Annotated in this window: 16 protein-coding genes; 8 read left to right on the plus strand and 8 right to left on the minus strand. The window is 62.4% G+C overall.

All coding sequences use genetic code 11. The features are described from left to right. Window positions 1-114: 114 nt before the first annotated feature. The gene (locus QMK47_RS26185; protein ID WP_258689510.1) at window positions 115-2,202 is read right to left on the minus strand and encodes a mechanosensitive ion channel family protein; all 2,088 of its coding nucleotides are present in this window, start codon (window positions 2,200-2,202) and stop codon (window positions 115-117) included. A gap of 323 nt (window positions 2,203-2,525) precedes the next feature. On the opposite strand from QMK47_RS26185, the gene QMK47_RS26190 reads away from it, so the two are divergent. Genes QMK47_RS26190 through QMK47_RS26205 form a run of 4 tightly spaced genes read left to right on the plus strand, consistent with a single transcriptional unit; the run spans window position 2,526 to window position 6,541 of the window. Further along, on the plus strand, window positions 2,526-3,452 hold the full coding sequence (locus QMK47_RS26190) for a DUF72 domain-containing protein (RefSeq protein WP_253469821.1): 927 nt from the start codon (window positions 2,526-2,528) through the stop codon (window positions 3,450-3,452). Next, window positions 3,449-4,258, plus strand: coding sequence for an endonuclease/exonuclease/phosphatase family protein (locus QMK47_RS26195; protein WP_320389525.1), 810 nt, complete (start codon window positions 3,449-3,451; stop codon window positions 4,256-4,258). The genes QMK47_RS26190 and QMK47_RS26195 overlap by 4 nt, the downstream gene beginning before the upstream one ends. Next, the gene (clsB, locus tag QMK47_RS26200) at window positions 4,255-5,553 is read left to right on the plus strand and encodes a cardiolipin synthase ClsB (RefSeq protein ID WP_320389526.1); all 1,299 of its coding nucleotides are present in this window, start codon (window positions 4,255-4,257) and stop codon (window positions 5,551-5,553) included. The genes QMK47_RS26195 and clsB overlap by 4 nt, the downstream gene beginning before the upstream one ends. Next, window positions 5,540-6,541 (plus strand): lysylphosphatidylglycerol synthase domain-containing protein, encoded by a 1,002-nt coding sequence (locus tag QMK47_RS26205; protein ID WP_320389527.1) that lies wholly within the window; start codon window positions 5,540-5,542, stop codon window positions 6,539-6,541. Before clsB ends, QMK47_RS26205 begins: the two co-directional genes overlap by 14 nt. 112 nt (window positions 6,542-6,653) lie before the next feature. Here the strand turns inward: QMK47_RS26205 and QMK47_RS26210 are convergent, their stop codons facing one another. The 4 genes from QMK47_RS26210 to QMK47_RS26225 all read right to left on the minus strand — a co-directional run bounded on the left by QMK47_RS26210 (window position 6,654) and on the right by QMK47_RS26225 (window position 9,749). Beyond that, entirely contained in the window at window positions 6,654-7,412 is a 759-nt protein-coding gene (locus QMK47_RS26210) for an alpha/beta hydrolase family protein (protein ID WP_003206064.1), read from the minus strand. Next, window positions 7,402-8,505: a DUF3182 family protein gene (locus QMK47_RS26215; protein WP_320389528.1), complete on the minus strand. Its 1,104-nt coding sequence runs from the start codon at window positions 8,503-8,505 to the stop codon at window positions 7,402-7,404. The genes QMK47_RS26210 and QMK47_RS26215 overlap by 11 nt, the downstream gene beginning before the upstream one ends. A gap of 53 nt (window positions 8,506-8,558) precedes the next feature. Continuing rightward, window positions 8,559-8,690 (minus strand): hypothetical protein, encoded by a 132-nt coding sequence (locus QMK47_RS26220; protein ID WP_301300286.1) that lies wholly within the window; start codon window positions 8,688-8,690, stop codon window positions 8,559-8,561. A gap of 63 nt (window positions 8,691-8,753) precedes the next feature. Beyond that, window positions 8,754-9,749 (minus strand): GlxA family transcriptional regulator, encoded by a 996-nt coding sequence (locus tag QMK47_RS26225; RefSeq protein ID WP_253469838.1) that lies wholly within the window; start codon window positions 9,747-9,749, stop codon window positions 8,754-8,756. 98 nt (window positions 9,750-9,847) lie between these two features. Between QMK47_RS26225 and QMK47_RS26230 the strand changes: the two genes are divergently transcribed. Beyond that, window positions 9,848-10,402 carry a cysteine hydrolase family protein gene (locus tag QMK47_RS26230; protein ID WP_253469840.1) on the plus strand — a complete coding sequence of 185 codons (555 nt, stop codon included), beginning with the start codon at window positions 9,848-9,850 and terminating at the stop codon, window positions 10,400-10,402. Window positions 10,403-10,494: 92 nt separating this feature from the next. On the opposite strand, the gene QMK47_RS26235 is transcribed toward QMK47_RS26230, so the two are convergent. Then, window positions 10,495-13,794 carry an AAA family ATPase gene (locus QMK47_RS26235; protein WP_258689519.1) on the minus strand — a complete coding sequence of 1,100 codons (3,300 nt, stop codon included), beginning with the start codon at window positions 13,792-13,794 and terminating at the stop codon, window positions 10,495-10,497. A 211-nt stretch (window positions 13,795-14,005) separates the two neighbouring features. Here QMK47_RS26235 and QMK47_RS26240 point away from each other — a divergent pair, with 211 nt between their 5' ends. From QMK47_RS26240 to QMK47_RS26250, 3 genes are all read left to right on the plus strand, one after another. Next, window positions 14,006-15,931, plus strand: a complete 1,926-nt coding sequence (locus QMK47_RS26240; RefSeq protein WP_320389529.1) for an MAC/perforin domain-containing protein — start codon at window positions 14,006-14,008, stop codon at window positions 15,929-15,931. 171 nt (window positions 15,932-16,102) lie between these two features. Further along, complete coding sequence (locus tag QMK47_RS26245; protein WP_320389530.1) at window positions 16,103-16,957, plus strand: hypothetical protein; 855 nt, start codon at window positions 16,103-16,105, stop codon at window positions 16,955-16,957. Between the two features lie 260 nt (window positions 16,958-17,217). Further along, window positions 17,218-17,709, plus strand: coding sequence for a hypothetical protein (locus QMK47_RS26250; protein ID WP_258689520.1), 492 nt, complete (start codon window positions 17,218-17,220; stop codon window positions 17,707-17,709). Window positions 17,710-17,838: 129 nt separating this feature from the next. On the opposite strand, the gene QMK47_RS26255 is transcribed toward QMK47_RS26250, so the two are convergent. Together QMK47_RS26255 and QMK47_RS26260 are read right to left on the minus strand one after the other, a co-directional pair. Continuing rightward, window positions 17,839-18,360 carry a single-stranded DNA-binding protein gene (locus tag QMK47_RS26255; RefSeq protein ID WP_003206078.1) on the minus strand — a complete coding sequence of 174 codons (522 nt, stop codon included), beginning with the start codon at window positions 18,358-18,360 and terminating at the stop codon, window positions 17,839-17,841. Window positions 18,361-18,369: 9 nt separating this feature from the next. Then, window positions 18,370-19,767 (minus strand): MFS transporter, encoded by a 1,398-nt coding sequence (locus QMK47_RS26260; protein WP_018612247.1) that lies wholly within the window; start codon window positions 19,765-19,767, stop codon window positions 18,370-18,372. Window positions 19,768-19,905: the final 138 nt, after the last annotated feature.

Genomic DNA, 19,905 nt, shown 5'->3' on the forward strand with positions numbered 1-19,905 from the left:
CGGCCCTATCGCGAGCAAGCTCGCTCCCACAGGGATTATTCATTCACCACAAACCTACTGTGGGAGCGAGCTTGCTCGCGATGAGGCCATAAGCCCCACCACAGCCCCAGGCAATCATTGAGCTTGATCGGGCAGCTCATCCCCCGCTTTTTGCTCCTCGACCAACCGCTTGGGCAACACCACCTGCTGTGGATAAGTCTGCGCAAAATGCACCGCCGGATGGTTATCCACAAGCTTCTTCAACTGCTGGTTGAATGCCCGGCTCACCGCATATTGCCCACCCGACACAGTACGGAACTGCGCCGTGAGTACCACGCCGTTGAGGTCCATCTTGTCCACGCCAAACACATCCAACGGCCCTTGCAGGTTGAACTTGAGGAACGGGTCTTCGGCGATCGAACGCCCGGCTTCGCGGATCAGTTCGATGGCCTGGTCCACGTCGGTGTCGTAGGTGAACTGCACGGAGAAGAACGCAAAGGCAAATTGCCGGGACTGGTTGGTCACGGCCTTGATCTGGCCGAACGGCACCGAATGCACGAAACCCTTGCCGTCGCGCAGGCGCAGGGTGCGGATGGTCAGGCCTTCGACAGTGCCGGCGTGGCCGGAGCTGAGCACCACCCAGTCGCCGATGGACAGCGTGTCTTCGATGATGATGAACAGCCCGGTAATCACGTCCTGCACCAGTTGCTGGGAACCGAAACCGATCGCCAGCCCCACCACCCCGGCACCGGCCAGCAACGGCGCGACGTTGATGCCCAGGTTGGCCATGGTGGTGATTGCGCAAATCACCACCAGGATGATTTTCGCCGCGTTGCGCAACAGCGGCAGGATGGTCTTGACCCGGGTGCTGGGCTGGCGGGCCCCGCGCTTGTTCAGCGGCGGTTTCAGGGCTTCCTGGATCGCCGTGTCGAGCACCACCCACGTGAGCCAGGTCATCAGGAAGATCAGGCCGATGCGGCTCAAGGAATCACTGATCGCCCGGCCTATGGCGTTGCGCGAGGCGAACTCGAACAGGGAAATGCCCCAGATCCGCCCGAGGACCTCAATGAATACCACCGCCATGACGATGCGCAACAACGCGTGCAGCAGGCTCAACAGGCGGCCCTTGTAGGCGCTGTTGCGCTGGATGGCCTCGGCCTTGGGCGACTTGAAGACGTGCTGGAACACGGTGCTGAGGAACACCGTAGCGATCAGCAGGATGGTGGTGAACAGCGCACAACGCAGGGCTTTCTGGTTGTCCTCGCCGACACCGATCAGGCTCACCGCCGACACCAGCACCATCAACAGGATCGGCCAATACCAGAGCCCGGAGAAAATCCGCAGCGACTCCTGCAAGGCCGGTTGCTTCAAGCGCTGGGCCAGCGGGCGGTTGCGGATCAGGTGCGCCACGGGCCGGCGCATGCGAATCACCAGCCAGCCAAAGATCACCGAGGCGAACAGGCCAGTGAACACCGCGATGCTGCTGGTGATGTTACCGCCCAGTTGCCGGGCGATCTGCGGGCTGGTCAGGGCATCGCTGAGGGCAGCGAGAAAACCGATCAGGAACAACGGCCGCGGGCTGAAACGCCGGATCATCGCCACCGCCCGGCGTTTGTGGCCAGCGTTGAACATCACGATCACGCACAGCAACACCGAAGTGGAGAAAATACCGCTGCTGGTGGCGTAGGCGAAACACAGCGCCAGGGCGCGACCGACCGACACCTGCAGGAAGTGGCTGACGTACAGGGTCAGCGGCAGGCAGATCAACGCCGCAGCGGTGTACGGCAGCAGATAACCGAGCAGGTCGCGCAGGCGCTGGCGGCTGCGCAACCAGCGGCGCCGACCCAGATGGCGCAGCAGCAGCCGCGCGGCCGACCAGATCAGTGCGAAAGCGCCGATCCAGACGCTCGACAACAACAGGAAATCCCCCGCCACGCGCCAGGAAGAACGGGACGTCTGGTCCACCAGCCGGTCCACCTCATCCGCCGCCCGATCCGCCCGCAGGCGCCAGGCATCCACCAGGCTCTGGTTGAGGTCGAGCTTGTCCTGGACATCGTCGATGCTCGAGCTGATGGCCCCCAATAAACCGCCCTGCACCAGCGGCGCGGGTTCGGCGGGTGCTTCGCTGGGCTGGGAGGTGCCAGGGACAGCGGCGGTCCCGTAGGCGCTGGTGCCGGTCATCGCCAGCAGGAACAGCAGCAATACAGTGCTCAATCGAGACAAAACGCGAGGCTCCTTCACACGGGATCGGTAAGGAACTGATCAATAACGGGCGGGCAAGTTCGGTTTTGGCGGAATGTAAAGGTCTGTAGGAGCTGCCGAAGGCTGCGATCTTTTGATCTTGAGCTTTCGCTTGCGACTCAACTGTCTGGGACAAGATCGCAGCCTCGTTGCACTCGGCAGCTCCTACAGGCGCAGTCCTGCAGGAAGATAGCCTCGCCTCAATAGGCTTTCTCGCCGCTGGGCACTCCATCGAAACTTTCCGGGCCGCACGACAGTCATCAAAAGACACAGGCAGTACGAGGTCATTGGCACGGGAGGGATTCATGACGGCGATCCACATTGGTATTTCCGGCTGGCGCTACACGCCTTGGCGGGGGGATTTCTACCCCAAGGGGCTGACCCAGAAACGGGAATTGCAATTCGCCTCGCGAGCGGTCAATAGCATCGAAATCAATGGATCGTTCTACGCCCTGCAACGCCCCGAACGGTATGCCCAGTGGTACGCCGAGACACCGCCCGGCTTCGTGTTCAGCGTCAAGGCGCCGCGTTTCATCACCCACATCAAGCGCCTGCGGGACATCCGCAAGCCCCTGGCCAATTTCTTCGCCTCCGGCGTGCTGGAGCTCAAGGAGAAGCTGGGTGCGATCCTCTGGCAGTTTCCGCCCAGCTTCAAATTCGACCCCGAGCTGTTCGAAGACTTCCTCAAGCAACTGCCCCACGACACCGAAGGTGCCGCCGCCCTGGCCCGCGAGCACGAGCCGCGCCTGGACGGCCACGCCAGCACCACCACTGACAAAAAGCGCCCACTGCGCCACGCCGTGGAAATACGCCATGACAGCTTTGTCGACCCGCACTTCGTCACGTTGCTCAAGCGCTACGACGTGGCCCTGGTGATTGCCGACACCGCCGGTAAATGGCCCTATCGCGAAGACGTCACCAGCGATTTCGTCTACCTGCGCCTGCACGGCGCCGAGCAGCTGTACGCCAGCGGCTATACCGACGAGGCGTTGAAGCGCTGGGGCGACCGGATCGAGGCCTGGAGCCACGGCAAGCAACCCGCCGACGCCCACCTGATCGACCCCGACAAGAAGCCCCGGGCCCGCAAAAGCCGGGAAGTGTTCTGTTATTTCGACAACGACATCAAAGTCCGCGCGCCCTATGACGCACGCCACCTGCTGGAACACTTCCACCTGGACAAGGACCTCGCCACCGCGCCCGGCGAGCGCCCGGCCGAAGGGGTATTGCCATGAACCGCCCGGAAACCAGCGCAGCGACCCACGAGCCGCCCCAGCAACAGGCCCAGGCTCTCGACCGGGTCAGCCGTTTCACCGTACTGACGGTCAACACCCACAAGGGCTTCACCGCCCTGAACCGGCGCTTCATCCTGCCGGAACTGCGCGAAGCAGTGCGCAGCGTGTCTGCCGATGTGGTGTTCTTGCAGGAAGTCCACGGCACCCACGAACACCACCCCCAGCGCTACAGCAACTGGCCGAGCATGCCGCAGTACGAGTTCCTGGCCGACAGCCTCTGGCCGCAGTTCGCCTACGGGCGCAACGCGGTGTACCCGGCGGGCGACCACGGCAACGCGCTGTTGTCGAAATTCCAGATCATCCGCCACGACAACCTGGACGTGTCCATCAGCGGCCATGAGAACCGCGGCATGCTCCACAGCGTGCTGCGCCTGCCGGGCGATGGACCGCAAGTGCATGCCATTTGCGTGCACCTGGGACTGCGCGAAGGTCATCGTGTCGAGCAACTCAAGCTGCTTTGCCAGCGCTTGAGCGAACTGCCGCCCGACGCGCCAGTGATCGTCGCGGGCGACTTCAACGACTGGCGCGGCAAGGCCAGTGAACTGCTCGAACCCTGCGGCCTGCGGGAAGTGTTCGCCGAACAGTGGGGCAAACCGGCCCGCAGCTTTCCGGCACGCCTGCCGGTCCTGCGCCTGGACCGCATCTACGTGCGCAACCTCAAGGCCCGCCATCCCAAGGTGTTGAGCGTACGCCCCTGGTCGCACCTCTCCGACCACGCACCGCTGTCGGTAGAGATCGAATTATGAGCGCGACGATGAACAAGGCGACGGTAGAGCAGGTCGAGGCGTCACCCACCGAGCGCAACCCGGCGCTGGCCGATATCGAATACGGCTGGCACGGCAACAATCGCGTCAAGCTGCTGGAAAACGGCGAAGAGTATTTCCCCAGGGTCTTCGAAGCCATTCGCCGGGCCGAGGCAGAAATCCTCCTGGAGACCTTCATCCTGTTCGAGGACAAGGTCGGCTATGAACTACGGGACCTGTTGGTCGAAGCCGCCGCGCGTGGCGTGCGCATCACCGTCAGCCTCGATGGCTTCGGCTGCGGTGAGCTGACCACCGGTTTCCTGGCCTCGTTGAGCGACGCCGGGGTGCGCTTGCAGATGTTCGACCCGGCGCCCCGGCGCCTGGGGATCCGCACCAACTGGTTCCGCCGCCTGCACCGCAAGATCGTGGTGGTGGACGGGGTGATTGCGTTTATCGGCGGAATCAACTTTTCCGCCGACCACCTGGGCGATTTCGGCGCCGAGGCCAAGCAGGACTATTCCGTGGAGGTCAAAGGCCCGGCGGTGGTGGATATCCACCACTTCGCGCTGTTGCAGAGTGGCCGGCCCGCCCGGGCCAAATACTGGTGGCAACGCCGCCGCAGCCGCCGCAACGAGCTGGCGTTCAACGACCACGACGGCCAGGTGCGCCTGGTCTACCGGGATAATCACGAACACCAGAGCGACATCGAAGAGGTCTACCTGCAAGTGCTGCGCAGTGCCCAGCGGCGGGTGGTGATCGCCAACGCCTATTTCTTCCCTGGCTACCGGTTGCTGCGCGAGATCCGCAACGCGGCACGGCGCGGCGTGGAAGTCCGGCTGATCCTGCAGGGCCAGCCGGACATGATGATCGCCAAGCTCGCCGCACGCATGCTCTACAGCTACCTGCTCAAGGCCGGCGTGGTGATCTACGAATATTGCGAGCGCCCGCTGCACGGCAAGGTCGCCCTGGTGGATGAGGACTGGAGCACGGTGGGTTCGAGCAACCTCGACCCACTGAGCCTGTCCCTGAACCTGGAGGCCAACGTGCTGATCCGCGACCGGGCGTTCAACCGCGAGTTGTTCGAGCGCCTCGACTACCTGAGCCGCAACCATTGCACCGCGATGCCCAAGGACCACGCCCCCCGGGGCCTGTTGTGGCGCATGACCATCGGTTTCATGGTGTTCCACTTTTTGCGCCATTTCCCGGCCTGGGCCGGCTGGCTGCCGGCCCATAAACCGCGTCTGAAACCATTTTCGCCGCCGACGGCGGTCCGGAGCGAACCCCATGAACCACTCTGAAGCGCACGCCGCGCCGAGAGATGCCCATGCGCCGGAACAGTCCAAGCCAAAATCCCGCTGGAGCCGCTGGAAAAGACCGCTGACCCTGGCGTTTTTCCTGCTGTTGATCGTGCTGTTCACCACCCTGGCCCGACGCATCGACTGGTCGGAGGTGTTCGCCACCCTGGCCGATTTCAAGGTGCGCACCTTGATCATCGCCGCCGCGCTGACCATCACCAGCTTCATCACCTATGCCTGCTTCGACCTGATCGGCCGCACCTACATCCGCCAGAAACTGGGTTGGCGGCAGATCTTGCCGGTGGGGGTGATCAGTTACGCGTTCAACCTCAACCTCAGCGCCTGGGTCGGTGGCATCGCCATGCGCTACCGGCTGTATTCGCGGCTGGGGGTCAGCACCGGAAACATTGCCAAGATCCTCGGCCTGAGCCTGGCCACCAACTGGTTCGGCTACATGACCCTGGCCGGCGCGGTGTTCAGCAGCGGCCTGGTGACCATGCCACCGGGCTGGAAACTCAGCAGCGATGCGCTGCAAGGCGTCGGCGCGCTGTTGCTGCTGGTGAGCGCGGGTTACCTGGTGGCCTGCCGATTTTCCAAGCGCCGGGCCTGGACGATTCGCGGCATGGAAATCAACCTGCCTTCACTGCGCATGGCGGTGCTGCAACTGGCGCTGGGCGCGCTGAACTGGTCGTTGATGGCGGCGGTGATCTTCACGTTGCTGCCCAGCAAACTGGATTATCCGGTGGTGCTCGGGATGTTGCTGATCAGCAGCATTGCCGGGGTCATCACCCACATTCCGGCGGGGCTTGGGGTGTTGGAAGCGGTGTTCGTTGCGCTGCTGCAACATGAAGTTTCGCGGGGCAGCCTGCTGGCGGGCTTGATCGCCTACCGGGCGATCTACTTCATCCTGCCGTTGCTGATTACCGTGGTGATGTACCTGGTGATCGAGGCGAAGGCCAAGGCGTTGCGGGTCAAGCCCGGGCTCAAGTGATGGGTTGCCTGGTTTGGCCCCATCGCGAGCAAGCTCGCTCCCACAGGGGATTTGTAGCGTTCATTGTGGGAGCGAGCTTGCTCGCGATGAGGCCCGCCTGAACACCACACATCTACCGCTCCTGGATAATGCTCAACCGCTCTCCCACCACCATTTCCGTGATCCAGTCCACCAGGATCGAGGTGTAGGCCTGCTGTGACACGGGGTCGCTCAAGGCATGGTCGGCACCGTCGATGATCCGGTGAGTCAGCGAATGGGTCTGCTGGCACGCCGCCCGGTAGCTCATGATGGTGGCATGGGGCACGTAGGCATCGGTCTCGGACTCCACCAGCAATACATCGCCGGTGAACTGCGAACACGCATGCAGGGCGCGATTGGTTCCGGCGTGCACCAGGGTGCTGCGGTAATCCAGCAGGTCGGTCTTGTCCAGGTCGCGCTTGGGCGTGTGCCATTGCTCGTCGCGGTACAGCGCCGGTACCCGCAGGGCCAGCCAGCGTACCGGACGCAACGAAGTCAGGATCGAAGCCAGGTAGCCGCCATAACTGGTGCCCACCACGGCAATCGCCGAGGTATCCAAGGCCGGGTGGGCGAGCAGTCGGTCGTATGCCGCCAACAGGTCTCGCAGGTTGTCCTCGCGGGTGACTCGCGCCAACGGGATCCCCGCCCCGCCGGTGTGCCCACGCAAGTCGAAGGTCAGGCACACGCAGCCCAGGCCGGCGATGCCTTTGGCCCGTTCCAGGTCCCGCTCCTGGCTGCCACCCCAACCGTGCACGAACAACACGCCAGGGACCTTCGACTTGGGACTCAGGAATGTCCCGTTCATGCGTTCATCGTCAATCTCGATCTGAATGGTTTCACTTCTAGCCGTCATAGGATTGAACCGTTACGTATTTGAGAAGGAAGTCGCCGTTGTGCGCCGCGCCGCGATAGACCTCCCTCGCGCCGGGCGGCAGCGGTTGCTCGGTGTAGGTCTCCACCGAGGACACCCGCACCGCGCTGGTTTGCGGCGTTTCGACGAACACCTGCAACGCCGCCAGTTCGGCGCTGCTGGCGCCGCCCATGCGCCATGACTGTTCCAATACGCCGCCACGGGGCTGGCCGGCGGCATCCAGGCCCTGGGCAATGTCGTAATTACGCCGCGATGCAAAAAAGCTCGGGTAGGCCTGGTTGGCGGCGTCATCGAACACTTGCGCCAGGCGCACCGCCTCGCGCACATCGTCGGGCAGTTCGAGCCTGAGCAACTCGATATAGCCGCCCTGCACCACCAGCAGGTCCGATCCGCCGTACACCTCCAACCCTTCGCTGTCGTGGGTCAGGTGTTGCACACCGCAATAACTCAGGACCTTGCCGTTGATGAAGCTCTGGCCGACGCTCTGGGTCTTGACCTCGTTGAGGTGCTGTTCCAGCGCCACCCCATCGCGAAACAGCGCCTGGGCATCGGGCTCGGCGACGATTTCATCGAACTGCGCCAGGCTCTTGATCAGCCGTTGCCCACGTCCGGCACAGGCATGGATCGGCTTGAGGCGAATCGGCCCGGAGTACAGCAAATGTTCGGCGGCCGGGCGCGCATCCTTGAGCGAAAAGACCGTCACGCCATCGAGTACCGCGCCTCGCGTGAGCTTGGCAAACAGCGGCGACCAGCCTTTGGGCGCCACGGCGTCCTTATTCAACAGACCGTGGGTAACCGCCTTGGTGCAGATAAAATCATGCTCGACATACCCGCCCCACACATCCTCCGGCCCCTTGACCCCCAGGCGCATCAAGGTTTCGCTGCCGATCAGGGTTTGCGTGGGCAACAGATAAGGATCATGAGCGACCTGAGGGTCATGACTGTCGCCGTACTCCCATCCCAGGATCTGTGCCAGCCACTGGGCCAGTGCACGGTTGGTCTCGACCTCATGGCGCGGCGCTTGTGGATTGACCGAATAGGCCACTACCCGCTTGTTGCGATTGACTGGTGTCATGCGTTGCCCTTTTTCCTGTGCTCGATGGCTTTAGATAAGGGAAGGTGCAGAGATCAGGCCAACGAGGTAATGGCGATGAGGGTCAGCCAAGCGGGCGCGTCGGGAGCAATTGATAGCACCGGGCCTGTTTCATTCTGCACGACACATGGCAGGCATCCGGCAAATTGCACGATCTCCAGCAACATACGCCCCCTCCTGTGGCGAGGGAGCCTTGCTTCCACAAATCCCCTCGCCACAAGGGTTCAGTGTCAGCCCTTGGGAGCATTCGGCGGGCTTACCCCAAACCGCGCCCGGTAATCGCTCGGCGCCAACCCGGTGATTTTCTTGAACGTCGCGCGAAAGGCGCTCGGGTCCTGGTAACCGACGGTCCAGGCAATGTGGTCGATGGTGCCATTGGTGAATTCCAGCATTTCCCGGGCCTTGCCGACGCGCAGGTGCTGGCAGTATTCGGTGGGCTTGAGCCCGGTGGCGGCGCGAAACCGGCGCAGGAAAGTACGTTCTTCCAGAGCGGCGCGTTCGGCCATCGCAGCGAGGGAAACCTCCACCGCGCCGCTGCTCTGCAACCAATGCTGGACCTTGAGAATCGCCGGGTCGCCATGGCCGAGGATGGGCGCAAAATTACTGCCGCACTGGCTCGCGCTGTCGCTGTGCTCGACCACCAGAAATTGCGCGGTGCGCGTGGCGATGCTGGGCCCGAGCAGGCGGTCCACCAGGCGCAGCCCCAGTTCCGACCAGGCCATCAGCCCGGCGGTGGTGATCAGGTCACCGTCGTCGACGATGGGTTTGTCGGCGTTGAGCTTGATCTTCGGGTAACGCGCGGCAAAGGTCTTGGCCGAAGTCCAGTGGGTGGTGGCGCTGCGTCCGTCGAGCAGGCCGCTTTCGGCCAGCAGGATCGAGCCCACGCAAACCCCGCCCAGCACTGTGCCGTCGGCATGCTGCGCTCGCAGCCAATCCATCAGCGCCTGGGAGACCAAGCCTGCACTGAAACCGGCAAGGGACGGTGGAATCAACAACGCCACCAGCTTGCCCGCCGGGCCGGTTTCGCTGTCGAACACCCGCAGCGGAGCCTCGCCCTCCTCCGCCCGCCAATGACTCACCCGCAGCGTTGGCAACTGCACGCTGGCATGCTCGGCCGCGATCCGCTGCGCCACGGCAAACAGATCGGTCAAGCCATGCACCGCCGCCAGTTGCGCGCCAGGGTAAATGAGCACCCCAAGCTCGGCGACTGCCCTTTGCTGCGTCATTGTCAGTTTTCCCTCGCTTATTGTCGTTGCGGCCAATCCTCGAAGCGACGGCAAAAGCCAATACTGGCTTCACACCCAATCTGATCGAGGAAGCCCCCATGTCCAAGCAAGCGCTCATCGTAGTCGATATCCAGAACGACTACTTCCCCCAGGGCAAATGGCCGTTGGTCGGCGCCCACGCCGCCGCCGATAACGCCGCACGCTTGATCGAAGCCTTTCGCCAGGCCGGCGACAGCGTGGTGCATATCCGCCACGAATCCACCTCCGACGACGCGCCCTTCTTCACCCCAGGCTCCGAAGGCGCACAGTTGCACCCCAAGGTGCTCAACCGCGCCGATGAACCGGTAGTGCTCAAGCACTTCGTCAATTCGTTTCGCGAAACCGAACTGCAAGCCATCCTCGACCAGCACGGCATCGAACAACTGGTGGTGGTCGGCAGCATGAGCCACATGTGCGTTCACGGCGTGGTGCGGGCGGCAGCGGACCTGGGCTACGGCGTCACGGTGGTCCATGATGCCTGCGCCACCCTCGATCTGGAATTCAACGGCGTCGTCGTGCCTGCTGCCCAGGTGCATGCGGCGTTCATGGCCGCGCTGGTTTTTGCCTACGCGAGTGCGGTGAGCACCGAGCAATTCCTGGCGGCCAATCGCTGAATACACGGCACATCGAAAAAACCGCAAAAAAACCGCGCTTCGTCGGCGAAGTGCGGTTTTGCCTCAAGCATCAACGCTGTGCCTGGAAGCGCTCACACATCCAGCACTTGCAGCAACCTCGGCATCGTCGCCACGAATCCCATCTGCTGCGCTTCGCGCGCCATCCCTTTCAACTTCTCGCCGCTGGCTTGATCGGCGCTGCGCAGCCACTGCCCCGCCACGTCGATCAACCGCACATGGTGGGTGATCCAGGCGCATGACGCCGACTCGGGCAATGCCGCCATCTGTTGCCCATGCCAGATCGCCTGTTCGGTATTGCCCGCCAACAGGCAGGTTTCAGCGGCGGCCACGCGAAAGCGCAAAGCGTTGTGGGCCAGGCAGGCCAGGGTGAGCTGGGCTTCGCCCGTCGCCAAGGCCTGCTGGCTGAGCGGCCCATCGTCGCTGATCATCGCCAGGCTGCCGTAGACCCACGGCCCGATGTAGCGCTGCAGCTCGAAGCGCTCCACCAGGCTCGCCGCCTCCATGATCAAGGTCTGCGCCAGCCCGCGCTCGCCCTGGCGCAACGCCACCCGCGCCAACCCTTCCAGCAGGATCGCTTCGAAACGGCTGGCGCCGAGGTTGCGCGCCAAGGCCAGGGCGCAGGTCAGCTCTTGCTCCGCCAAGGCATCCTCGCCGCCCGCCACCAGCACCCAGGCCGCCGTGAGCCGCGAGAAAACCTGTGCCCGATGATTGCCCAGCCGGGTGCTGCATTCGATGGCCTCCATGGCGTCACGCAAAGCCTGCTCCGGCTGGCCCAGGTACAACTGCGCCGATCCACGGGCGCTGCGATTGCCCGCCTCCACGTGCGCCAGCCCATTGCGCTCGCACAGGCGTACGCATTGATCGAACACCTCGTAGGCGGTCTGCATGCGCCCTTGTGCGTAATAGGAGTCGCCAATGCCACTCAGGGCCTTGGCCTCGGTTTCCAGATCCCGGCCGATGCGGGCACAGGACAAGGCCTCTTCATGGAGCCGGCGACACTCAGCGTAATCGCCCCGTGGAAAATAGATGTTCCCGTGCAAGTGATTCAACCGGGCCAGCGCCGTATGCGCCTGCATGGCCCGGGCGATGGGCAGCATGTCCTCGATCAGGCGCTCCTCCTCGTCCAGGCAATCGAGGGTATTGAGGACCGCTGCCAGCCCCAGCGCAGCCTCGATCTGATCCCGTGGCTGCTCGGCCAATACCAAGGCCCGCTGGAAATGCGCCCGGGCCTCCAAGGTCTGGCCCAGGCCCGAGCACGCCTGGCCGCACAGCAACGCGAAGGAAAAATCGCCCTGCGTACGCTCGGCAAACGCCGCGCACTGCCGCGCCAGCGCAAGGACACCGTCGTACTGGCAGGCCAGGCGCTTTTCGCCCATGGCAAGCAACAGCGCGTCGAACGCCGCCGGATCGTTGGCCCGCAGCAAATGCTGGGCATAGAGCACCCGGTCGCGCTCGCGGTAGAGGCTCGCCACCTCACCGTGCAACTGCTCGCGAAGCAACGTGGGCATCGCGTCGTAGAGGCAGTGCATGACCAGGTCATGGACAAACAGATAGCTGCCTGGCTCGACTTCCCGCAGCAGCCCCTGGCGCATGTCCGCCGTCGGCAGATAACCGGGCTGCCCCAGCGCTTGGCGCCACAGCGTCAGCTCGAAACGATTACCCAGCACCGCGGCGTAATGCAGGGCACGACGTTGCTCGGGGGCCAACTTGTCAAAGCGGGTCTGGACCAGATGGCGCAGACTGTCGGGGAAAATACCTTCCTGGCTCGACAGCAGTTGCGTCAAGTACAGCGGATTGCCCTGGGCGCGGGCAACACATTCAGCCCGGTAGCGCGGATCGACATCGATGAATTGCTCCGCCAGGACCGTGGCCTCCCGCGCCCGGATCGGCGCGATGTCGAGCAGACTCATGGGGCTGGAGGAATACGAGCGGATTTCGCCGCCCAGCGGGTCATCTTCGGGACGGGACGTGAGCAGCCAGACAACCGGGGCTTCGTCAGTCGCATCGAGCAGCTTGCCCAACAGCGTAAACAGCGTGGTGTCGCCCCAGTGCAGGTCTTCGAAGCAGATCACCAAGGGTTGTTGCACCGCGACGCGCAGCAACACGTCGAGCAAAGCCTGGAACAGCCCCTGGGTACGGGCCTGGTTGCTCATTGCGCCATACAGGATGGGCGGCTCGGCAGACGACACGCCCGTCAGCACTTGCAGGAACATGCGATGCTCGGCGGCCACTTTCAGGCGGGACAGGGCCGCGTCCAACAACGATGCGCTGATGGGCGGCGCCCCACCGAGGTTGAGCAGGCTGGCCACCAATTGCCCCAGGGGCCACAGACTGTTGTCCATGCCGAAATCCAGCACATCGCCGCGATGGCAGGCAAAGCCACGCTGCCGAGCCATTTCGAGAAACTCGCTGACCAACCGGGTCTTGCCGATGCCCGCCATGCCGCGCACATAGACGACGTGCCCGTCCTGGCATTCCTGGGTGGCTTCGATCACTGCCTTGAACTGCAACAGCTCAATGGCTCGCCCCACCAATGGACGCGGTGCGTTTTCGTCGAGGCTGCGCGGGCGCAGGCATTTGCGATAGGCCTGAAACTCATCGTCGGAGGCGGAAAACTCAAACCGGGCAGCGAGTTGTTCCAGCAGGTTCTGCGCAACATACACCGGCGCATTCCCATGACGATCCAGCAACGGCTTTTGTGCGAGCAAAGCAGGCTCAACATGGGGGTATGTCGCTTCAGCACTCAAGCGCACAAGCCTCAGCACCAAGGCATGCCCGGGCGTGACGAATTGCTCGCGGCTCAGCGCCAACGCGCAGAGCAGGCCTCGTTCGCTATCGCTGCGATACGCCTGCGGAGAGCCGAATTGGGCGATCACAACATCCTGCGTCATCCCTAGTGGAACGCCACCGAACTGACGCACCAGACGCTCGACTTCATCCATGAACGTCGCCCCTGGCAACCCATCGATACGAAAGGACAGTTCAAGTACATAGCGAATGACGCTGTCATCGACCTGTTTCTGCGCCTGTTGCGCAAAGGCCACCTGGTGCAGTTCGGTCATCGTCTGTTGGATGTGCACCAAAGCCGCCGAGGCGGGATCGCCCAGCAGCGCACTCACATCGACCCCGAAGGCCGTCGCCAGGTGCCGAGCGGTGCGATAAAGCACTGGCTTGCCGGTTTCAGCGCGCTTGATGGAGGCGATCGAGACGCACAAATGCCGGTTCAGGCAGGCCTCGGCCAGGGTTTCCTGACTCAGTCCATGCTGTTTGCGCAGTCCTTTCAACGACACCGCGTCCAGCAGCACACGACCGTCGGATATCGAGGCATCACGCTTGGGCAGGGCAGCAAAGGTATTGTGTCGGGAGTCCATGTCGATAACCCTTCTACCCTGGGACAACGGCAGCCGATCGAGTGTACTCCAGCACCTCTCTGCGGGTTAATGAAAAGATGGCATTTGGCCTGATACCAAACTGATACCGGACTGACACTGCTCTGGACTGTCCGGTTATCACGGCCCTCCCGATACTCACTCCCATCAATTGGCACCCAGTTGATACAACCTGAACGATGGGAGAAAGGCGATGAACGATGGACTGAAGGGCACCGCAGGCGACGACTTGCGCGATATCGGCGGTTCGCAACTGCTGGGGCGTGGACTGAACCGGCTCGATTGGGCCGGCGACAGCAAGGAGTGTCAGAAGGTCGGTGATACCGAGTCGGGCAAACGTGCCGTGCCGTACCGGAAAACAGCCTACAACGTAGGGAAAAACGTCACCATGTCCACCGTCGTGGCCACCGAAAATTTCTCAACCGAGACGTTTTCCTCCCGCGACGAGTTCGAAAAACATACCCAGACCAGTGTCGAAGCCTCCGGTAAATACGGCGCCTTTTCCGCCGGTTTCAAAGTCACCTTCGGCAGTGACATCAAGACGCTCGAAGAGCGCGAAGCCGCGCTCTACAGTCACACGGTGCGGTTATGGAAACTGACCTTCGAAGTCAATCCGGCCAATGCGACTGAAGCGTTCAAGAAGCGTGTCGATGACCTGCCCAAGGCGTTCGATCCGGGCAATCCGACAGCGTTTTTCAACTTCCTCGTCGATTTTGGCGCCGATATCGTCAGCGAAGTGACCGTCGGCGGCTCGCTGAACTATGCGATGACCGCGCTCAAGAGCTTCCTCAGCCAGACCAACACCCTCGATGCGATGGTCAAGGCCGAATACGGCGCCTTTGTCAGCGGTAGCGCGACCACCTCGATCTCGGAAACGGTCAAGAAAAACATCGCCCACCGCAACGCCAACCTGACCACCCAGGGCGGTACGCACGCTATCGCGTTCAATGCAGTGGACCCCAGCAACTGCAACGTGGAGTTCGGTAAATGGCGTGAATCGCTGTCGGACGACCCTACGGTCGTGGAGTTGAAAATCTCGCCGGTCTATCGTTTCGTCAAGGAAGGCGAGGCCCGTACGGCACTGGAGCAGGCCTACCAGTGGTACACCAGCTACAAGGCGGAAATCGAAGCCAATTGGCAGGAGTCGGTGGTGGTCCTCGGTCGCTCCGGGCGGCAAACCACACCCAAGGCAGCGGCAACCGGCCCGGCCTTGCGAATGGTGTTCGTCGACAACAAAAGCAAGGAAACCAGCGAGAGCTTCCACTACCCTCCCGCCGCGAATGCATCGACCACGGAATTTGAACAGTTCTGGGATGGGCTGGCCCTGCTGCTGAGACAAAAAAGCGGGCAGAAACTGCTGATGGCCACTGAACGCTGGCCGCGCGACTCACGCTACTACCCGGGGTACGCCATGCGCGAGGCCCTGCTGGCCAACGGCGCCAGCGAAGTGTCGCTCGCACGTTGGGAGACGCTGACCAAGCACATGCAACCCAACCCGTTGTCCGGCCTGACCTATGTGCTGGCAGGGAATGACTTCGAGGTGCCTGGTGTCGATGGCCTCATTGCCGGTTTCGGCCAGGCAGGCAAAGACCTCAACCCAACGGTGAAGATCAAGGCTCGGCTTTCCCACGACTCGTTCGGCAAGGTCAAGCTGGTCAAAACGGCAAGTACCGAGCAAGACCCTCGCACCGCGCTGTACATCGTGCGCAACAATACTGGAGACAAACCGGCGCTGGCAGTCGATCCGCAAAACCGGACCCGTATCGCCATGCAGACGCCGGACAGGTGCAACCCAGGGCAATTCTGGTACATGCCCGAGTTGGAAAAACCCTACCCGGAAATCAACCACCCGGTACTGCTGATCAACTACGAGACGGGAACCTGCCTGCAGGGCATGCATGACCAGGGCGACTGCCGGCTCAAGCCCATCGAACCAGGTCGCCAGCAGGACGACGTCATTTGGGACCGGCGCGGCGATGAGGTGTTTCACCTGTTGATGGTCTACTACTGGATGGACGCCTTGTGCCTGACCCAGGTTGAAAAGCGCGCCGCCGTCCGGGCTTGGCGCCAGCCTCACGGCATGGATTGGTTGCGCGAGCAGCATCGTCCGTATAGTTGATACCCGATAGTTACCCCCCTGTGGGAGCGAGCTTGCTCGCGATGGCGCTGGTTCAGCTTGCTTCAATGTTGAATGTGCCGCCGCCATCGCGAGCAAGCTCGCTCCCACAGGTTTCGTGGCTTGATTGACTGCCATTCCCTCTAGCCCTCTTGCGTGCGTGGTCCCCATACGATGCAAGTCTTCAACAGTGTTCCCTTTATTGGCGACGGCGTGGAAACAGCCCTCGATCCCCGCCGCTTTCCCTATCTGTTCAACGACCATGGGTTGGCGCAGCCGAGTGTCCAGGTGCGCGGCAACCTGATCCCGCTCAGCCCCGAGAATCCATCCCTGTCCTTGGGCACTCGCTACTCCGGCATCAGTTGGAGGGACCGTGAGGTTCCAACGAACAGCGGCTCCTACTGGATCAAGACGTTCGACTTCCACGCCAGCGAAGTGCACTACGCCCCCATCTGGGCAACCAGGGAAACGGCGCAAGCCTTCGGCATGACCCTGCTCGGCAACGGCGAATGCCTGCGTTTCGAGTACGACCAACTGATCCTGGGCCAATACACCTACGGCAAATGGGCCGGCCACCAATCGCCCTACCTGGGCCCGGCGCGCCAGCGCGAGCTGCTGACCTACAACCCGACCGACCTCGAATACCACGACTTCCCCCACGCGTTCTTTTCCCGCTACGGACGCTTGCCGCTGGTGATCAGCGTCGCCCGCTGGCGTCCTGCGGCCAGGGAAATTTATCTGGCTGACCTGTGGCTGCGGCCCGGTGATGCATTGGTCCTGCCGCCCAAGCATTACCCCGACATTGCCCCCAGTGACGCCTACGGCGTCGAAAACTGGCCGGCCGTCGTGGACATGCACGGCAACCGAAACTCGGCGCTGGCCTGCTGGTTCTGGGAAGGCGAGGACTGTTTGCTGACGGAGACGATCCTGGCCAATTCGACCTTGATGAACTCCCCCCAGGGCAAACCGCACTATCACGAAGAGAAGACGCCGACACGGCATGAGTTACCGGCAAATTACCGACCGTGAGGGTGATAGCACGGCAGGCAAGAAATCTGGGCGGCGGGGGCCAGGAAGAACCCAACCTCGGGCGAACTGTTTTTTACTAGGCGTACTTGAGCAATAACGATAAGAATGGCCGGGTATTTTTCCCAAGAGCCAGCCGCATGAAACGCAGACGCCCGCCGCGCCTGGTCGAATCCCCGTTCCCGACCGCTACATCAGCGTCACGGCACCCGCCCACGTGGGATTGCTCAAGCGACGTATCCAGGCCGGGATTCCTGGGCACCATGATTTACGTTGCGGGGATGTTGCTGGCCCTGCCCGTCTACGGGCTGGCAGTGTTTACCATGATGCTGTTCAAGGTCGAAGGCCTGTCGTCCATTCACATGAGAATGATCGAAGATCCGCTGGTTCTAGCGCTCATGTTCATCAGCGCATTCGCGGCCGTCTGCGTGATCAACTGGCTCGCCTCCGGGCCCACGGTGCTTGGCTTCTGCTTCGACGAACGCCAGCAACGCCTCACCTTCACCCAGCGCCGCCCTGCCCGGCAAACCACCGAAGAATGCGTGCCGTACAGCGATATCCACTCCATCAGGCCCTACATAACGACCGCTTCCGCCCACTTTTGTCACTTTGTGGTGTGCTTCGCCGGGGCCAATGGCAAGCCGATCGAACTTCGGTTTTCGGATGTAACGGTGCGGGACATGGCGTTCCATGCCGAGTGGTTGAGGCAGTCGATTGGCGAGAGGATGCAGGAAGTATTGGATCTGGATTTGTGAGCATGACCGGGATTGCCCGGTGTCCTCAAGTCATGAACCTGGCCTGCGCCAATAAATAAAAAAGCCCCAAGGGCAGAGTGCGCTTGGGGCCTTTTTTCAAACTATTGGCTGAGTAGTCTCAACCAGTAATCAGAACGGAATATCGTCATCAAAGCTGTCGAAATCCGGAGCCGGTTGCGGCGCGGCCTGTTGTGGGGCCGGGCGTTCGCGCTGTGGCTGTGGCGCCGACTGCGGACGAGGCGCCTGTTGACGCGGGGCCGGAGCCGACTGCTGGTAGTTGTTGCCACCTTGTTGCTGGTCGCCCTGTGGACGGCCGCCCAGCAGTTGCATGGTGCCTTGCATGTCGACCACGATTTCGGTGGTGTAACGCTTGATACCGTCTTTTTCCCACTCGCGGGTCTGCAACTTGCCCTCGATGTACACCTGCGAACCCTTGCGCAGGTATTCGCCGGCGATCTCAGCCACCTTGCCGAACATCGACACGCGGTGCCATTCGGTCTTCTCGACCTTCTGGCCGGTCTGCTTGTCGGTCCACTGTTCGCTGGTCGCCAGACTCAGGTTGGTCACGGCGTTGCCGTTCGGCAGGTAGCGAACTTCGGGATCCTGGCCGCAAGTACCGACCAATATGACTTTGTTAACCCCACGGGCCATAACGTTCTCCTAGGCTTCGCACGTAGTCGGGGCCGGGTTGTTCACCAGGCGCTCGAGCGTCGCGCGATCCAATAATTCGGTGTCGAGTTTGATATACACGGCCGCTTCGTCGGCGACCACCACTGCATCGGTTACTCCAACGACGGCCTTCAGACGCTCGGTCAGGCCAGCCTCACGAATCGCCTCGGGCGATAAGGGCAAGCGCAGGCTCGTCACATAGGGAGGTTCGCGCATGGTAACAGCAAAGGCGAACCAAAGTGCAGCCAGCGCGGCACAACCCAGGAACACAACCGACAAACCGCCATGCTGGAACAGCCAGCCGCCGAGGATCCCGCCCAACGCCGAACCCAGGAACTGGCTGGTGGAATAGACCCCCATCGCCGTGCCCTTGCCGCCCGCCGGTGAAACCTTGCTGATCAACGACGGCAGCGATGCTTCCAGCAGATTGAACGCGGTGAAGAACACCACCGTGCCGATCACCAGGGCCCGCAAGCTATCGCCGAACTGCCAGAAGAATAGCTCAGTGAGCATCAGCGTCATGACGGCGCCGAGCAAAACTCGTTTCATTTTGCGTCGTTTCTCGCCATAGATGATGAACGGGATCATGGCGAAGAACGAAATCAGCAGCGCCGTCAGGTAGACCCACCAGTGCTGCTCCTTGGGCAGGCCGGCCTTCTCGACCAGCGCCAGCGGCAAGGCTACGAAGCTGGACATCAGCATGGCGTGGAGCACGAAAATGCCCAGGTCCAGGCGCAACAGGTCCGGGTGCTTGAGCGTCGGGATCAGTGCCTGGCGCGCCACCCCGGATTCCCGGTGCTGCAACGGCCCGGTGGCGTGCGGCACCATGAATGCCACGATCAGGATCCCCACCAGCGCCATGGCGCCGGTTGCCAGGAACAGGCCGGACAAGCCAAAGGCACGGGTCAGCAAGGGACCTACCACCATGGCCACGGCAAACGACAGACCAATGGTCATGCCGATCATGGCCATGGCCTTGGTCCGATGCTGTTCGCGGGTCAAGTCTGACAGCAGCGCCATGACGGCCGCGGAAATAGCCCCGGCACCCTGCAGGATGCGTCCGGCGATCACGCCCCAGATCGAGTCGGCATTGGCCGCCAGCACACTGCCCAGGGCGAAGACGATCAGCCCCAGGTAGATGACCGGACGCCGGCCGATGCGGTCGGAAATGACCCCGAACGGGATCTGGAAGATCGCCTGGGTCAGGCCATAGGCGCCAATCGCCAACCCGATGAGGGCCGGGGTCGCGCCAGCCAGGTCCATGCCATAGGTCGCCAGCACCGGCAACACCATGAACATGCCCAGCATACGGAAGGCGAACACCAGGGCCAGACCGCTTGCTGCGCGTGTCTCGCCACTACTCATGCGTTCGCTGTGGGGATCTTGCATGGAAAAACCTCATGTGAACCGGCGGCGATTCTACCAGTCCCATCGATTGAGAGGGTATATGGCGACCGTTTGCCGCGCAGTCTTCATGTATGGCTGCAATCGCACCTTCAATAGTGTGCATCCATCCAGTATTTGCCC

Source organism: Pseudomonas sp. P9_35 (genome assembly GCF_034008205.1).
In the GTDB taxonomy this organism is placed as follows: domain Bacteria; phylum Pseudomonadota; class Gammaproteobacteria; order Pseudomonadales; family Pseudomonadaceae; genus Aquipseudomonas; species Aquipseudomonas kilonensis.

Excerpts from the sequence above, each read along its gene's own strand:
- QMK47_RS26240 (WP_320389529.1), top strand. The coding sequence starts at position 14,006 with ATGAACGATGGACTGAAGGGCACCGCAGGCGACGACTTGCGCGATATC.
- QMK47_RS26225 (WP_253469838.1), bottom strand. The coding sequence starts at position 9,749 with ATGACGCAGCAAAGGGCAGTCGCCGAGCTTGGGGTGCTCATTTACCCT.
- QMK47_RS26250 (WP_258689520.1), top strand. The coding sequence starts at position 17,218 with ATGATTTACGTTGCGGGGATGTTGCTGGCCCTGCCCGTCTACGGGCTG.
- QMK47_RS26245 (WP_320389530.1), top strand. The coding sequence starts at position 16,103 with ATGCAAGTCTTCAACAGTGTTCCCTTTATTGGCGACGGCGTGGAAACA.
- QMK47_RS26220 (WP_301300286.1), bottom strand. The coding sequence starts at position 8,690 with ATGTTGCTGGAGATCGTGCAATTTGCCGGATGCCTGCCATGTGTCGTG.
- QMK47_RS26230 (WP_253469840.1), top strand. The coding sequence starts at position 9,848 with ATGTCCAAGCAAGCGCTCATCGTAGTCGATATCCAGAACGACTACTTC.
- QMK47_RS26260 (WP_018612247.1), bottom strand. The coding sequence starts at position 19,767 with ATGCAAGATCCCCACAGCGAACGCATGAGTAGTGGCGAGACACGCGCA.
- clsB (WP_320389526.1), top strand. The coding sequence starts at position 4,255 with ATGAGCGCGACGATGAACAAGGCGACGGTAGAGCAGGTCGAGGCGTCA.
- QMK47_RS26210 (WP_003206064.1), bottom strand. The coding sequence starts at position 7,412 with ATGACGGCTAGAAGTGAAACCATTCAGATCGAGATTGACGATGAACGC.
- QMK47_RS26195 (WP_320389525.1), top strand. The coding sequence starts at position 3,449 with ATGAACCGCCCGGAAACCAGCGCAGCGACCCACGAGCCGCCCCAGCAA.
- QMK47_RS26235 (WP_258689519.1), bottom strand. The coding sequence starts at position 13,794 with ATGGACTCCCGACACAATACCTTTGCTGCCCTGCCCAAGCGTGATGCC.
- QMK47_RS26190 (WP_253469821.1), top strand. The coding sequence starts at position 2,526 with ATGACGGCGATCCACATTGGTATTTCCGGCTGGCGCTACACGCCTTGG.
- QMK47_RS26255 (WP_003206078.1), bottom strand. The coding sequence starts at position 18,360 with ATGGCCCGTGGGGTTAACAAAGTCATATTGGTCGGTACTTGCGGCCAG.
- QMK47_RS26215 (WP_320389528.1), bottom strand. The coding sequence starts at position 8,505 with ATGACACCAGTCAATCGCAACAAGCGGGTAGTGGCCTATTCGGTCAAT.
- QMK47_RS26205 (WP_320389527.1), top strand. The coding sequence starts at position 5,540 with ATGAACCACTCTGAAGCGCACGCCGCGCCGAGAGATGCCCATGCGCCG.